12 protein-coding genes are annotated in these 13,633 nt (G+C 71.8%); 6 read left to right on the top strand and 6 right to left on the bottom strand.

The features are described from left to right. Nucleotides 1–137: 137 nt before the first annotated feature. From creD to creB, 3 genes are all read right to left on the bottom strand, one after another. Nucleotides 138–1,493 (bottom strand): cell envelope integrity protein CreD, encoded by a 1,356-nt coding sequence (gene creD, locus E4F61_RS01010; protein WP_238382745.1) that lies wholly within the window; start codon nucleotides 1,491–1,493, stop codon nucleotides 138–140. Between the two features lie 85 nt (nucleotides 1,494–1,578). Further along, nucleotides 1,579–3,006 carry a two-component system sensor histidine kinase CreC gene (gene creC, locus E4F61_RS01005; RefSeq protein WP_133477483.1) on the bottom strand — a complete coding sequence of 476 codons (1,428 nt, stop codon included), beginning with the start codon at nucleotides 3,004–3,006 and terminating at the stop codon, nucleotides 1,579–1,581. A 1-nt stretch (nucleotide 3,007) separates the two neighbouring features. Then, nucleotides 3,008–3,670 (bottom strand): two-component system response regulator CreB, encoded by a 663-nt coding sequence (gene creB, locus E4F61_RS01000; RefSeq protein WP_133477482.1) that lies wholly within the window; start codon nucleotides 3,668–3,670, stop codon nucleotides 3,008–3,010. A gap of 49 nt (nucleotides 3,671–3,719) precedes the next feature. On the opposite strand from creB, the gene E4F61_RS00995 reads away from it, so the two are divergent. Further along, complete coding sequence (locus E4F61_RS00995) at nucleotides 3,720–4,577, top strand: 23S rRNA (adenine(2030)-N(6))-methyltransferase RlmJ (protein WP_133477481.1); 858 nt, start codon at nucleotides 3,720–3,722, stop codon at nucleotides 4,575–4,577. 18 nt (nucleotides 4,578–4,595) lie between these two features. Here the strand turns inward: E4F61_RS00995 and E4F61_RS00990 are convergent, their stop codons facing one another. Together E4F61_RS00990 and chrA are read right to left on the bottom strand one after the other, a co-directional pair. After that, nucleotides 4,596–5,528, bottom strand: coding sequence for a cation diffusion facilitator family transporter (locus E4F61_RS00990; protein ID WP_133477480.1), 933 nt, complete (start codon nucleotides 5,526–5,528; stop codon nucleotides 4,596–4,598). A gap of 59 nt (nucleotides 5,529–5,587) precedes the next feature. Continuing rightward, nucleotides 5,588–6,853, bottom strand: a complete 1,266-nt coding sequence (gene chrA, locus E4F61_RS00985; RefSeq protein ID WP_133477479.1) for a chromate efflux transporter — start codon at nucleotides 6,851–6,853, stop codon at nucleotides 5,588–5,590. 200 nt (nucleotides 6,854–7,053) lie between these two features. Between chrA and E4F61_RS00980 the strand changes: the two genes are divergently transcribed. The 5 genes from E4F61_RS00980 (at nucleotide 7,054) to E4F61_RS00960 (ending at nucleotide 12,766) form a co-directional block, all read left to right on the top strand. After that, nucleotides 7,054–7,593: a GNAT family N-acetyltransferase gene (locus E4F61_RS00980; protein ID WP_202908918.1), complete on the top strand. Its 540-nt coding sequence runs from the start codon at nucleotides 7,054–7,056 to the stop codon at nucleotides 7,591–7,593. A gap of 45 nt (nucleotides 7,594–7,638) precedes the next feature. Continuing rightward, nucleotides 7,639–11,148: a transcription-repair coupling factor gene (gene mfd, locus E4F61_RS00975; RefSeq protein ID WP_133477478.1), complete on the top strand. Its 3,510-nt coding sequence runs from the start codon at nucleotides 7,639–7,641 to the stop codon at nucleotides 11,146–11,148. A gap of 69 nt (nucleotides 11,149–11,217) precedes the next feature. Continuing rightward, complete coding sequence (locus E4F61_RS00970; protein ID WP_162301352.1) at nucleotides 11,218–11,736, top strand: SixA phosphatase family protein; 519 nt, start codon at nucleotides 11,218–11,220, stop codon at nucleotides 11,734–11,736. A 59-nt stretch (nucleotides 11,737–11,795) separates the two neighbouring features. After that, complete coding sequence (locus E4F61_RS00965) at nucleotides 11,796–12,167, top strand: hypothetical protein (protein ID WP_133477476.1); 372 nt, start codon at nucleotides 11,796–11,798, stop codon at nucleotides 12,165–12,167. A 146-nt stretch (nucleotides 12,168–12,313) separates the two neighbouring features. Then, nucleotides 12,314–12,766, top strand: coding sequence for a hypothetical protein (locus tag E4F61_RS00960; protein WP_133477475.1), 453 nt, complete (start codon nucleotides 12,314–12,316; stop codon nucleotides 12,764–12,766). 34 nt (nucleotides 12,767–12,800) lie between these two features. Here E4F61_RS00960 and E4F61_RS00955 read toward each other — a convergent pair whose 3' ends face one another. Beyond that, nucleotides 12,801–13,628, bottom strand: coding sequence for a pirin family protein (locus E4F61_RS00955; RefSeq protein WP_133477474.1), 828 nt, complete (start codon nucleotides 13,626–13,628; stop codon nucleotides 12,801–12,803). Nucleotides 13,629–13,633: the final 5 nt, after the last annotated feature.

Below are 13,633 nucleotides of genomic sequence, written 5' to 3'. Positions count from 1 at the left end.
CGACGCGCTGGCTCGACGCGCGCCCGCTGCTCAAGGCCGACCTGCGCACCGAACAGGGCTATTTCGACGGGCTCGGCATGGAACTCGCGCTCGAGACGCAGTAGCGGCCGCCGGGCGGCGGCCGCTCCGCGTGCCCGTCACGCGGCGCCGGGGCTCGGCGCGCCGAGCCGGTACCAGTCGACGCGGCGGGTCACGATCATGATCCCGGCGAGGATCGCGAACAGCAGGCCGGCGCCCAGCACCAGCGCGTTGTCCTCGGAAATCAGCAGCCCGTACAACGCGGCGTACAGGAGCGCGAGCATCGCGGCGAATGCCGTGCCGCGGGCGGCGCTACGCAGCACGGCGCTCAGGTAGAAGCCGATCAGGCCGATGCAGGCGACGCTCGCGGCGAGATACGCGAGGCCGAAGGCGACGTGCTCGCTGAGGCTCACCAACAACAGGAAAAAGATGACCAGCGCGAGTCCCACGAGGCCGTACTGGATCGGGTGGATGCGCACCTGCTTCACCAGCTCGAACATGAAGAAACCGACGAACGTGAGCACGACGAACAGCACGCCGTACTTGGTCGCGCGGTCGGCCTGCGTATAGGCATCGACCGGGTCGGCCAGCACCACGCCGAGCGTGTCGACTCCCACGCCCGGATCCGCGCGCGCGGCCGACGGGTCGCCGAACGGCACCGTTCCGCGACCCGCGAGGTACTGCCGCTGCGCGTCGGTCGCGACGGAGGCGACCTGCCACTGGGCGCGGAAGCCCGTCGCATCGATGCGGCTGCGCCAGGGCGACAGGCCCTGGAAGCTCGGATGGCGCCACGTGGACGCGAGGTCGATGCGGTTGCGCTTGCCGATCGGCACGACCGCGAGCGACTCCGCGCCCGCCAGCTGCAGGTCGAGGCGCGTGGCGAAGCGCAGCGCAGCGCCCGCCGCCGGCGCGGCGAGACGCGCGTGCAGGCCGCTGCCCTCGCGGATGCCGGCGCCTTCGAGCACTTCGACGTCACGGCCGTCGACCCGCAACCGCGGCGAGCCGTGCAGCCCGCGCACGTCGGCGATGGCATAGCCCAGCACCGGCGCCCCGACGACGCGTTCCGCGCCGGGCGGCGCGTCGTCCGGAATGCGGACGTCGAAGCGTGCATTCACGGCGCCCGTCCATTCGTAGACGGCGACCTCGTGGATCCCGCGCTTGCGCGTGGCCGGCACCAGAGGCCCGCCGACGTCGAGTTGGGCCGGAAAGAAGGTCCAGTGCGACGACCGGCGCTTGCGCACCGTGTGGACGAGGCCGTCGCGCCCGGTCTCCTCGACGTCCACCAGCTCTGAGTACGGCACCGTCAGCACGGGGCCCGTCAGCGTCTGCGCGCCGGCATACGAGCGCACGATGTCCGCCACCGCCTGCCGCCGGTACGCCTGCCGCTCGCCGATGAGCCCGTTCACCATCGCCAGCGGCACCAGGATGACGAGCGCCATCACCGCCACCAGCACCATCTTCAATCCGATTCGCATCGCCGTCCGTCCACGTGGGAATGGAGGCACCATCCGCGCCCGCGGTGCGCATGCGATGGAGGGACGGTGAAGCGGAAATGAAGTCTCAGGCGGGCAGCACGAACCGGGCCTGCGCGCCGCCGCCCTCGCGGTTGCGCAGCGTCACCTCGCCGCCGTGCAGGTCGGCGACCTCGGCGACGAAGCACAGCCCGAGGCCGCTGCTGCGGCTGCCGCCGCCGGGCCGTGGCAGCGAGTAGAAGCGCTCGAAGACGCGGTCGGCCGCGTAGTCGGGTACGCCCGGGCCGCGATCGCGCACGTCCATGACGACGCGACCCCCTTCGCGTTCGGCGGCCAGCTCGATGCAGGCGCCGTCCGGCGAGAAATCCGATGCGTTCTCGACGAGGTTGATCAGCGCCTGCCGCAGCAGGAACGCGTCGCCCTCGGGTGCGGGCAGCGCCTCCGCGACGCGCAGCTCGAGCGATTGACCGCGGGCGCGCAGGCGATTGCGGCAATCGGCGGCGACGCCGGCGACCAGCGCGTCGATCTCGACGGGCTCCGGCGCCTCAAGTCGCTGTCGATGCTCGACGGCCGCCAGGGCCAGCAGCTTGTCGATCATCCGCGCCAGGCGGTCGCTCTGGGCGCGGATCCCCGCGACGAACCCCGCGCGCTCGGCATCGCTCATCGGTCGCTCGAGCAGTTCCGCGCTCGCGCGGATCGCGGCGAGCGGGCTCTTCATCTCGTGCGTGAGCGTGTGCACGTACTGCTCGACGTACTGCTTACCCTCGAGGCGCGCGCGCATGGTTTCCAGCGCCTGCCCCAGTTCGGCGAATTCGCCCGCGGTGGCCGGCAGCACCGCGCGTTCGCCGGCGGTCACGGCCTGCGCGTAACCACGCAGCAGGCCGAGCTGGCGCGACAGCCACCATGCCGCGGCGAGTCCGGTCAGCAACGCGACGCCCAGCAGCAGCGCGCCCCAGCGCGCGATGATGCCCTGGCTGCGCTCGATGAAAGGCTGCAGTGCGCGGTTGGGTTTGGCCACGGTCAGCACGCCGATGAGCCGCCCGCCGGCGTCACGCACGGGCGCGGCCACGTGCATCACGCTCGACGCCGGATCGGCGGGGTCCGCCAGCGTCGACCGCGCGCCGTACTGCCCGCGCAGCGTCCGGTAGACGTCGTTCCAGCGCGAGAAGTCCCGCCCGGTGTCGCGGCCCTCGCTGTCGAAGACGACGACGCCGCGCGCGTCGGTGACGTAGATCCGGTAGTTGGCCTGGCGCTTGGAGAAGCCCCAGATCGCCGCGCCCGGATCGCGGCCGCGCAGCGCGCGCACGTGCGTGGCGAAGCGCCCGTCCGCGATGCGGCCGGCCACCAGGTCGTCGGCGGCGAGTTCGGCCAGCACGTTCGCCGTGTCGACCAGCGTGTCCTCCATCGCCTGCCGCACGCCGGGCTTCACCTGCGCGACGAACACCTTGGTGACGATCAGCCCGGCCAGCGCGACGATCGCGAAGTAGCCGAGGAAGATGCGCAGGCCGATGCGCATGTCAGTCGAGTTGCAGCGAGTAGCCGAGGCCGCGCTGCGTGCGGATGGGGTCGGCGTCGGGCGCGACCTCGCGCAGCTTGGCGCGCAGCGTCTTGATGTGGGTGTCGACGGTGCGGTCGGTGCTGTCGCTGTCGCTGCCCCAGACGCGGTCCATCAGCTGCGCGCGGCTGAGGATGGCACCGGGCCGCTGCAGCAGTGCCGCGAGCAGGCCGTATTCGTACCGCGTGAGGTCCAGCGCGCGCCCGTGGTAGGCGATGCGATGGCCATCGGCGTCGTGCGCAAACGCTCCCGTGGACGGCGCGCCGCGGCTGCGCCGGAGCACGGCGCGCACGCGCGCGACCAGTTCGCGCGGGGAAAAAGGCTTGGCGACGTAGTCGTCGGCGCCGATCTCGAACCCGAGCACGCGGTCGGCCTCGGCATCGCGCGCGGTCAGGAAGATCACGGGCAGGTCGCGGCCGCGCCGCAACTCGCGGCACAGCGCGAAGCCGCCGATATCGGGCAGGCCGACATCGAGGATCGCGAGGTCGTGTACGCCGGCCGCGGCCAACCGCAACGCGTCCCCGCCGGTGAGCGCGTGCTCGACCTCGAAGCCCTCCTCGCGCAGCGCGAATTCGATCGTCCGCGCGATCGCGCTCTCGTCCTCGACCAGCAGGATCCGCCCCATCCGCGCCCTCCGTTACGGCCGCCAGTGTGCCACCGCGTAGGCTATGCGCATGAACTACCGACACGCCTTCCACGCCGGCAACCATGCCGACGTGCTCAAGCACGCCGTCCTGCTGGCCCTGTGCGAGGCGCTCGCCGCCAAGCCCGCGCCGGTGTTCGCGCTCGACACCCACGCCGGCCGCGGCCTCTACCGGCTCGACGACGCGAAGGCGCAGCGCACCGGCGAGGCCGCCGGCGGCGTCGGCCGCGTGCCCGACAGCGACGTGCCGCTGCCGCTGCGCCCGTACGCGGCGGCGATCGCGGCCTGCCGCGCGGCGAACGGCCCGACCGCCTACCCCGGCTCGCCCTGGCTGCTCGCGCACGCGCTGCGCGCGCAGGACCGCATCGCCTGCTGCGAGCTGCAGGCCGACGAGGCGGAGGCCTTGCGGGCGAATTTCGCGGGCGACCCCCGCGTCGCCGTGCACGCGCGCGACGGCTACGCCGCGATGCACGCGCTGCTGCCTCCGCGCATCGGCAACGAGCGCATCGGCCGCGGACTGGTGCTGATCGACCCGCCGTTCGAGGCGCAGATGGAGGAGTTCGACCACGCCATCGCCGCGCTGCGCGACGCGCTGCAACGCTTCCCGCAGGCGACCTACGCGCTCTGGTACCCCATCAAGCTGCGCCGCGCGCTGCAGCCGGTGTACCGGCGCATGGCCGCGCTGCCGGCGAAGTCGGTGCTGGTCGCCGAGACCCTGGTTCGGCCGGACGACTCGCCGCTGCGCATGAACGGCAGCGGCCTGGTGCTGATCAACGCGCCGTGGAAGTTCGACGAGCGCCTGCGCTCGCTGCTCCCGGCCATCGCCCGCCTGCTCGGCGAGGACGGCCGCGGCGCCTGGCGTCTCGACTGGATCAAGGCGCCGGACTGAGGGCGCGCGGCCGCCGCGTCAGGTGGCCGCGCACTCCCCGGCCTCGTCGTGGAGGTCGGGCTCGAAGAAGCTCCAGCGGATCTCGGGGAACGTGGCCTTCATGCCGCGTTCGACCGCGTTGATCGCCTCGACCATCGCGATCGCATCGCCGGCCTCGCGCATCTGCGCCTGCACCGAGACCATCGCATCGTTGCCGAGCTGGATGGTGATGACGTTGAGCACGCGCGCGATTTCCGGCCGCGCGGCCAGGTAGTCGCGGAGCTCGCGCTCGCGCAGCGGGTCCATGCTCTGGCCGATCAGCATCGCCTTGATCTCGACCGCGACGAACACCGCGACGACGATCAGCAGCACGCCGATGCCGATGGTGCCCACGGCGTCCCAGATCGGATTGCCGGTGAATACCGACAGGAGGATCGCGACGAGCGCGAACACCAGGCCGAGCAGCGCCGCGAGGTCCTCGCCGAAGATCACCAGCAGCTCGCCCTGGCGGCTCTCGCGGAACCACTGCGCGAGCGTGCGGCCGCCGCGCGCCTTGTTCACTTCCTGCATGCAGGCGCGCATCGAGATGCCTTCGGCGACGATGCCGAACGTCAGTACGCCGGCGGCCCAGCCCCACTGCCTGAGCGGCTCGCTCTCGTGCAGTTTGTGGATGCCCTCGTACAACGAGAACATGCCGCCGACGGTGAACAGCATCACCGCGACCAGGAACGACCAGAAGTAGATCGCCTTGCCGTAGCCCAGCGGATAGTCCGGCGAGGGCGGGCGCTTGGACTGGCGCACGCCGATCAGCAGCATCACCTGGTTGCCGCAGTCGGCCAGCGAGTGGACGGTTTCGGCGAGCATCGCGCTCGAGCCGGTGAAGAACGCCGCCACGCCCTTCGCGATCGCGATCGCGAGGTTCGCGCCGAGCGCGAAGAAGATCGCGCGAGTGGAATCGCCGCCGCCTGCCATGGAAATCCCGTTGCCTGGTGAAGGCCGGCGAGTCTATCAACCCGGTCGCCGCATCCGGCTCAGACCCGAAGCCCGGTGGCCGCGCCGACCAGGCCGCAGGCCACGACCACCAGCGGCACCGGCCAGCCGCGCCGGGCGATGCCGACGTAGACCGCCAGCGCGATCGCGGTGGCGAGGACCGCCCGCGCGGGCGTGGCGTGCGCGAGCAGGTTGTAGGCGAACCACAGCGCGAGGTGCGCGATCACCCCGACGACCGCGGCCGTCACGCCCGACAGCGCGGCGGCCGCGCGCCGCCATCGGCCGATCCGCTCGATCCACGGCGCGAGCGTCAGCACGAACATGAAGCTGGGCACGAACGTCGCCCAGAGCGCGACCGCTGCGGCGGCCAGCGCCGACGACAGCGGCGTCGCGAGGTCCGGCTGGCGCCAGCCGGCCACGAAGCCGACGTACTCCAGCACGAGGATCAGCGGCCCCGGCGTCGTCTCGGCGAGCGCCAGGCCCGACATCATCTGGGCCGGGCTCAGCCAGGCGTAGGTGTCGACCGCGTGCGCGGCCACGTACGGCAACACCGCGTACGCGCCGCCCACGGTCACCAGTGCCGCCTTGGAGAGGAACGCGCCGAGGCGGAACAGCGTGCTGTCGGTGCCGAGCCATGCGCCGATGGCCGCGAGCGGCGCGAGCCAGGCCACCGCGAGCGACGCGGCCGTCGCGAGGCTGCGCGCGAGGGACGGCGCGCGGTCGCCGGCCCCGTCGACGGCGCGGATCGGCGCGGTCGGCCCAGTCCCGGTGCCCGAACGTACCAAGCCCGCCAGCGCGGCGGCCAGCACCACCGCGGGAAACGGCACGCCCGCGGCGATCGCGACCAGCGCCGCCACCGCCAGGCCCCGCGCGAACGCGCCCTTCAGCACGCGACGTCCGAGGCGGTCGAGCGCCGCCGCGAGCAGCCCCAGCACCGCCGCCTGCAGCCCGAACACCACGCCCTGCACGGAGGGGTACGCGCGTCCCGCCATGTACAGCCACGACAGCAGTGCCAGCAGCAGCGACGCCGGCAGGATGAAGAGCACGCCCGCCACGACGCCGCCCCGCAGCCCGTGCAGCCGCCAGCCGATCCACGTCGCCAGCTGGGTGGCCTCGGGGCCGGGCAGCAGCATGCAGACATCGAGCGCGCGCGCGAATTCCTGCTCGTCCACCCAGCGCCGCCGGTCGACCAGCTCGGCATGCATGATCGCGATTTGGCCCGCCGGCCCACCGAAGCTGATGCAGCCGAGCAGCAGCCAGAACCGCAGCGCGGCGGCGAAGGACGGGCGTTCGGGCGCGGCCGTCATGCCGGCGCCTGCGGGCGGCCGACAGCCGACACGGCCGCCCCGGATCGCGCCGGAGCCCCGCGCGGGTGCGCGAGGTGCACCCGCGGAGTCCAGCCGCTGGCCCGCGATGGCCTCGCGCGTTTTGTCGCCGGTCGATCGCGGGCACACATCGCAGGCTCCAGACGACAATGGACTAACGGACATTCTGGAACGATCGCCGCATGACTGCGCGAGATCGACTTCCGCCGTGGCACGAACGCCACCGTCTTGCCAACGGACGGGAGCTGCTGATCCGCCCGATCCGTCCCGAGGACGCCGAGCCCCTTCGCGCGGGCTACGCGCTGCTGGAGCCGTCGCGCCTGCGCGATCGCCTCGCCGGCGCCACCGACCTGACCGAGGCCGCTGCCGATCGCCTGGCGCGGCCCAATCCGCGCACGGAGTTCGCGCTGGTCGCGAGCGAACCCGAGGATCCGGGCACCGCCGTCCTCGCGGCGGTCGCATATGCGCAGACCGACCCGGCGGCGCACGAGGGCGTGTTCACCATCCTGGTCAGCCGGTTCGTCGCGGGGCTCGGCGTGCGCCGCTACCTGCTCACGCGGATCGCCAAGTGGGCGCGCAGCCGCGGCGTCGGCGCCCTGCACGGGGAACTGCCGCGCTCGCCGGACGTGCTGCAGCTGGCGCAATCGCTAGGGTTCCAGCTGCACGAGGACGAGACCGACCCGTCCATGGTGCGGGTCTCGCTCGACGTCCCGCGACGCTGACCATGCGCAGCCGGTGCGACGCGCTTCGCTAGAATTGCGCGCCTGATGCCTCTCCCCCCTTTTCCGACTCCGCCGCTGCCCAAGGCCGGCCAGCAGCGCGCCTGGTGGCGCGCGCCTGCGTCCGCCTCGGCGCTCGCCTTCCACATCGCCGCCGCGGCCGCGTCGCACGACGCCCCGCTGCTGGCGATCACCCGCGACAACCAGTCCGCGCACCAGCTCGAGAGCGACCTGCGCACGCTGCTCGGCGCCGATGCGGGCGCCGAGGGCGCGATGCCGGTGCTCGCCTTCCCCGACTGGGAAACGCTGCCCTACGACGCCTTCAGCCCGCACCCGGACATCGTCAGCCAGCGACTGGCGACGCTGCACCGCCTGCCCTCGCTCAAGCGCGGCGTGCTCGTGCTGCCGGTGCAGACGCTCATGCAGCGCCTCGCGCCGCCGCGACACGTGGTCGGCGGCAGCTTCGACGTGCGCGTCGGCCAGCGGCTCGACCTCGACGCCGAGAAGCGGCGCCTCGAATCCGCCGGCTACCGCCACGTCCCACAGGTGCTCGATCCGGGCGATTTCGCCGTGCGTGGCGGCCTGCTCGACGTCTACCCGATGGGCGCGGACCAGCCCTTCCGCGTCGAGCTGCTGGACGACGAGATCGACACCATCCGCGTGTTCGATCCCGAATCGCAGCGCTCGCTGGAGAAGATCGACCGCATCCACCTGCTGCCCGGCCGCGAACTGCCGCTCGACGAGGCCGCGCTGAAGGGCGCGCTGGAGCGCCTGCGCGAGCGGTTCGACGTCGACACGCGCCGCAGCTCGCTCTACCAGGACCTCAAGTCCGGCCTCGCGCCCAGCGGCGTCGAGTACTACCTGCCCCTGTTCTTCGACGAGACCGCCACGCTGTTCGACTACATGGTCGAGGGCGTGCTGCCGGTCGTCACCGAGGGCAGCTTCGAGGCCGCCGAGCAGTTCTGGACGCAGACCGGCGAGCGCTACGAGCAGCGGCGCCACGACGTCGAGCGCCCGGTGCTGGCGCCGAAGGAGCTCTACCTCGCGCCGGACGCGCTGCGCGGCATCTTCAACGACACCTCGCGCATCGAGGTCTGCGGTGCCGGGCATGCGCAGCTCGACCGCGCGCTGCCGCTGGGCGACCAGCCGGCGATGCCGCTGCCACTGGCGCCGCGCGATCCCGCGGCCAGCGACTCGTTGCGATCGTTCCTCGGCGCGTACCCGGGGGACGTGCTGATCGCGGCGGATTCGGCCGGCCGGCGCGAGGCGCTGCTCGAACTGCTGGAGGCCGTCGGCCTGAAGCCCGTCGTCGTGGCCGACTGGGCCGCGTTCTACGAGCGCGGGCCGGCCACGCAGGCCGGTGCCCCGGACGCGAGACGGAAGCTGTTCGCGATCGCGGTCGCGCCGCTCGACGACGGCTTCGCGATCTCGACGCCCACGTTCACCGTCCTCACCGAGCGCCAGCTGTTCCCGGAGCGCGCGAGCCAGCCGCGCCGACGCAAGCGCGTCGGCCGCGAGCCCGAAGCGATCATCCGCGACCTCGGCGAGCTCACCGAAGGCGCGCCGATCGTCCACGAGGACCATGGCGTCGGTCGCTACCGCGGTCTCGTCACCCTCGACGTCGGCGGCACGCCCGGCGAATTCCTCGATATCGAGTACGCCAAGGGCGACCGGCTGTACGTGCCGGTGTCGCAGCTGCACCTGATCAACCGTTATTCGGGTGCCAGCGAGGAAACCGCGCCGCTGCATTCGCTCGGTGGCGAGCAGTGGCAGAAGGCGAAGAAGAAGGCGGCCGAGAAGGTCCGCGACGTCGCGGCCGAGCTGCTGGAGATCCAGGCCAAGCGCCGCGCGCGCGCGGGCCTCGCGATCGACGTCGACCGCACGATGTACGAGCCGTTCGCCGCGGCGTTCCCGTTCGAGGAGACGCCGGACCAGGCCGCGGCGATCACCTCGGTGATCGTCGACCTGCAGTCGAGCCAGCCGATGGACCGCGTGGTCTGCGGCGACGTCGGCTTCGGCAAGACGGAAGTCGCGGTGCGCGCCGCGTTTACCGCGGCGGCGGGCGGCAAGCAGGTCGCGCTGCTGGTGCCGACCACGCTGCTCGCCGAGCAGCACTACCGCAACTTCCGCGACCGCTTCGCCGACTGGCCGATCCGCGTGGAGGTGCTGTCTCGCTTCAAGTCGAAGAAGGAGATCGCGGCGGAGCTCGAGAAGGTCGCCGAAGGCACGATCGACGTCATCGTCGGCACGCACCGCCTGCTGCAGCCGGACGTCAAGTTCAAGGACCTCGGCCTCGTGATCGTCGACGAGGAGCAGCGCTTCGGCGTGCGACAGAAGGAAGCGCTGAAGGCGCTACGCGCGAACGTGCACCTGCTGACGCTGACCGCGACGCCGATCCCGCGCACGCTCAACATGGCGATGGCGGGCCTGCGCGATCTCTCTATCATCGCGACGCCGCCCGCGCATCGCCTCGCCGTCCAGACGTTCGTCGTGCCATGGGACGACGCGCAGCTGCGCGAGGCGTTCCAGCGCGAGCTCTCGCGCGGCGGCCAGGTCTACTTCCTGCACAACGACGTCGAAAGCATCCTGCGCATGCAGCGCGAGCTGCAGGAGCTGGTGCCGGACGCGCGCATCGGCGTCGCCCACGGGCAGATGCCGGAGCGCGAGCTCGAGCGCGTGATGCTGGACTTCCACAAGCAGCGCTTCAACGTGCTGCTGTCGACGACGATCATCGAATCGGGTATCGACATCCCGAACGCGAACACGATCATCATCAACCGTGCCGACAAGTTCGGCCTCGCGCAGCTGCACCAGCTGCGCGGTCGCGTCGGCCGGTCGCATCATCGTGCGTACGCGTATCTCGTCATTCCCGACCGCAAGGCGATCACCGAGGACGCGCGCAAGCGGCTCGATGCGATCAGCGCGATGGACGAGCTCGGGGCGGGCTTCACGCTCGCCACGCATGACCTCGAGATCCGCGGCGCCGGCGAGCTGCTCGGCGAGGAGCAGAGCGGCCAGATGACCGAGGTCGGCTTCAGCCTGTACACGGAACTGCTGGAGCGGGCGGTGCGGTCGATCCGCCAGGGCAAGCTGCCGGACGTCGACGTGGCGGAGGCGCGCGGCGCGGACGTCGAGCTGCATATCCCGGCGCTGATCCCCGACGACTACCTCCCCGACGTGCACACGCGCCTGACGCTGTACAAGCGCATCAGCAGCGCAAAGAACGTCGACGAGCTGCGTGAGTTGCAGGTCGAGATGATCGATCGCTTCGGCCTGCTGCCCGACCCGGCGAAGAACCTGTTCGCCGTCGCCGAGCTCAAGCTCGATGCCACCACGCTGGGCATCCGCAAGCTCGAGCTGGCCGAAAAGTCGGGTCGCGTGCAGTTCGTCGAGAAGCCGAACGTCGACCCGATGGCGATCATCCGGCTCATCCAGGGCCAGCCGAAGCTCTACCGGATGGACGGGCCGGACAGGCTGAAACTGACGCTGGACCTGCCCGAGGCGGCCCAGCGGATCGCCGCGGCGCGCGGCCTGCTGATCACGCTGGCGGCGCGCTGACATGACCTGCTTCACATGCGCGCCGGCGGCAGGCGCGCTGTGATGCGGGGTCTTCCGGGGAATCTCACCATGCGTCGCCTGCGCCACTGGCTCGTCGCGCTGACCGTCCTGTACGCGTTGTCGGGCTGCGTCACCCCACGCGGCCCGGAGGCCGGCGTCACCTACGTGCTGCTCCGCCACGCGGAAAAGGCCACTGACGACCCGCGCGATCCCACGCTCAGCGCCGCCGGCTTGAAGCGTGCGGAGCGCCAGGCCGAGCGCCTGCGCTTCATGCCGGTGGTGGCGGTGTACGCCACGCAGTACCGCCGCACCCAGCAGACCGCGGCGCCGATCGCGCGCGAGCACCGGCTCGCCGTGACCCCTTACGACGCCGCGCAGCCGGCCACCGCGTTCGCCGCCCGCCTGCGCGCGGCGCACGACCACGGTGCCGTCGTGATCGTCGGACACAGCAATACAGTAGCGGGCATCGCGCAGGCGCTGTGCCGTTGCGAGATCGCGCCGACCGCCGAGACCGAATACGGACGGCGCATCACCGTCACGGTGCTGCCGGACGGCCGCGCCACGGTGGACGACCGCCGGGAGCCGTGAACGCGCCTGTACGGCGCGCGGGCTAGGCTCGGTCGAATCCCGAATCCCCGGAGTCCGCGATGCCCCGTCTGCCGCTCACGTCGTTCCTGCTTCCGCTGGCGCTGCTCGCCGGCTGCGCCACCGCATCGGGGGGCGGCCGCGTACTCGTTCCGGGCGTGCCCGCGACGATGTCGGTCGGCGACACCGTGGCCCTGCCCGATGCCTCGACGCTCACGTACGTCGGCGTCACCAGCGATTCGCGCTGCCCGCCGAACGTGCAGTGCATCCAGGCCGGCAGCGCGGTGCTGGCGTTCCGCCACGGCGGTCATGAATTCACGCTCGAGACCGGCAAGTCGACCACGACCGACCTCGGCGCCTGGCGCCTCACGCTGGTTTCGCTGGACTTCTCGGAGCCGCCGAAGGCGACCGTCCGGATCGACGCGGCCCGCTGAGCGCCGCCCGGCTGACCCGGCGCGTCGGTTTCTGACCCGACGCGCCACCCGCGTGCAAGCCTGAACTCGATTCATTTGTCAAGCGCCCGACGCTGGATTATGGTCGAGTCGTCACCGCGGCACTCGCTGCGGTACGTGGGGGAAACATGGTCAAGAGCATTCGTGCATCCATCGGGCTGGGGCTGCTCGCGATGGCGGGCTTCGCGCAGGCGCAATCCACCGCGACCTGCCCGGCACTCCCCGCCGACAGCGGGCTGACGTGGGAAACCAAGATGGCGGGCGAGACGCAGTTCTGCCGCGCGCTCCGCGCCGACGGCAGCGAGGCGTTCGGCCTGTACATCGCGACGCGCACGGCGTTCAAGCCGACGCGCGCCAACCGCGCCGAGGAAGTGAACATCGACGGTCGCTCGACGTACTGGTACCGCAGCGAACTCGCCGCGCAACCGGACGTGCAGGCGCGCGAAACGGTGATCAACCTGCGCGATGGTCGGGTGGCCTACCTCTGGATCCAGGCGCATTCGAGCCAGGAGCTGTCGAGCGCGATGGCGCAGACCGGCTCGCTGCGCTTCGGCAACGGCGCGCAGCTGTCCAGCAAGTGATGTCGCGGGGCCGGCACGTGCCGGCCCCTGACCGTCAGAACCGTCCGGCCTGGTAGTCGGCGAAGGCCTGCTGCAGTTCCTCGCGCGTGTTCATCACGAACGGACCGTAACGCGCGACGGGCTCGCGCAGCGGCCGACCGGCGACCAGAAGCACGCGGGCCGCGCCTTTCGCCTCGAACGCCACGGCCTCGCCGTCGAGCACGCCCAGCTGCTTCGTGCGCACGTCGGTGCCGCTGATAGCGGCGTCGCCTTCGTAGACGTACACGAAGCCCGCGTGGCCCTCCGGTAGCGCGTAGGTCCACCGAGCGCCGGGTTCGAGCGCGATATCGAGATAATCCGGCGACGTCGCCGGCTGCGCGATCGGACCGACGGCACCGTCGACCTCGCCCGCGATCACCTTCACCGTGACGCCCGGCGCGGGCGTGGCCGACGGGATGCGTTCCGGCGCGAATTCCTGGTACTTCGGCTCGCTCATCTTGTCGCGCGCCGGCAGGTTTACCCACAGCTGGAAGCCGCGCATGCGGCCTTCCTGCTGCTCCGGCATTTCCGAGTGCACGAGGCCACGGCCGGCCGTCATCCACTGCACGCTGCCGGGCACCAGCACGCCCTCGTTGCCGTGGTTGTCGCGGTGGCGCATGCGGCCGTCGAGCATGTAGGTGACGGTCTCGAAGCCGCGATGGGGGTGGTCCGGGAAGCCGGCGAGGTAGTCCTGCGGCCGGTCGGTGCCGAACTCGTCGAGCATCAGGAACGGATCGAGCGCCTCCAGCTGCGGCGTGCCGATGACGCGGGTGAGCCGCACGCCGGCGCCGTCCGAGGCGGGCATGCCGGTGACGAGGCGGGTGATACGGGCGGGACGGGACATGGCGG

This window comes from Cognatilysobacter segetis, assembly GCF_004359965.1.
Lineage (GTDB): Bacteria > Pseudomonadota > Gammaproteobacteria > Xanthomonadales > Xanthomonadaceae > Cognatilysobacter > Cognatilysobacter segetis.
Note: the sequence above shows the minus strand (reverse complement) of the source record. Positions and strands in the feature narration are given on the sequence as shown.

Coding starts and splice junctions, on each gene's coding strand:
- creD (WP_238382745.1), bottom strand. CDS start 1,493: ATGCGAATCGGATTGAAGATGGTGCTGGTGGCGGTGATGGCGCTCGTC.
- creC (WP_133477483.1), bottom strand. CDS start 3,006: ATGCGCATCGGCCTGCGCATCTTCCTCGGCTACTTCGCGATCGTCGCG.
- creB (WP_133477482.1), bottom strand. CDS start 3,670: ATGGGGCGGATCCTGCTGGTCGAGGACGAGAGCGCGATCGCGCGGACG.
- E4F61_RS00995 (WP_133477481.1), top strand. CDS start 3,720: ATGAACTACCGACACGCCTTCCACGCCGGCAACCATGCCGACGTGCTC.
- E4F61_RS00990 (WP_133477480.1), bottom strand. CDS start 5,528: ATGGCAGGCGGCGGCGATTCCACTCGCGCGATCTTCTTCGCGCTCGGC.
- chrA (WP_133477479.1), bottom strand. CDS start 6,853: ATGACGGCCGCGCCCGAACGCCCGTCCTTCGCCGCCGCGCTGCGGTTC.
- E4F61_RS00980 (WP_202908918.1), top strand. CDS start 7,054: ATGACTGCGCGAGATCGACTTCCGCCGTGGCACGAACGCCACCGTCTT.
- mfd (WP_133477478.1), top strand. CDS start 7,639: ATGCCTCTCCCCCCTTTTCCGACTCCGCCGCTGCCCAAGGCCGGCCAG.
- E4F61_RS00970 (WP_162301352.1), top strand. CDS start 11,218: ATGCGTCGCCTGCGCCACTGGCTCGTCGCGCTGACCGTCCTGTACGCG.
- E4F61_RS00965 (WP_133477476.1), top strand. CDS start 11,796: ATGCCCCGTCTGCCGCTCACGTCGTTCCTGCTTCCGCTGGCGCTGCTC.
- E4F61_RS00960 (WP_133477475.1), top strand. CDS start 12,314: ATGGTCAAGAGCATTCGTGCATCCATCGGGCTGGGGCTGCTCGCGATG.
- E4F61_RS00955 (WP_133477474.1), bottom strand. CDS start 13,628: ATGTCCCGTCCCGCCCGTATCACCCGCCTCGTCACCGGCATGCCCGCC.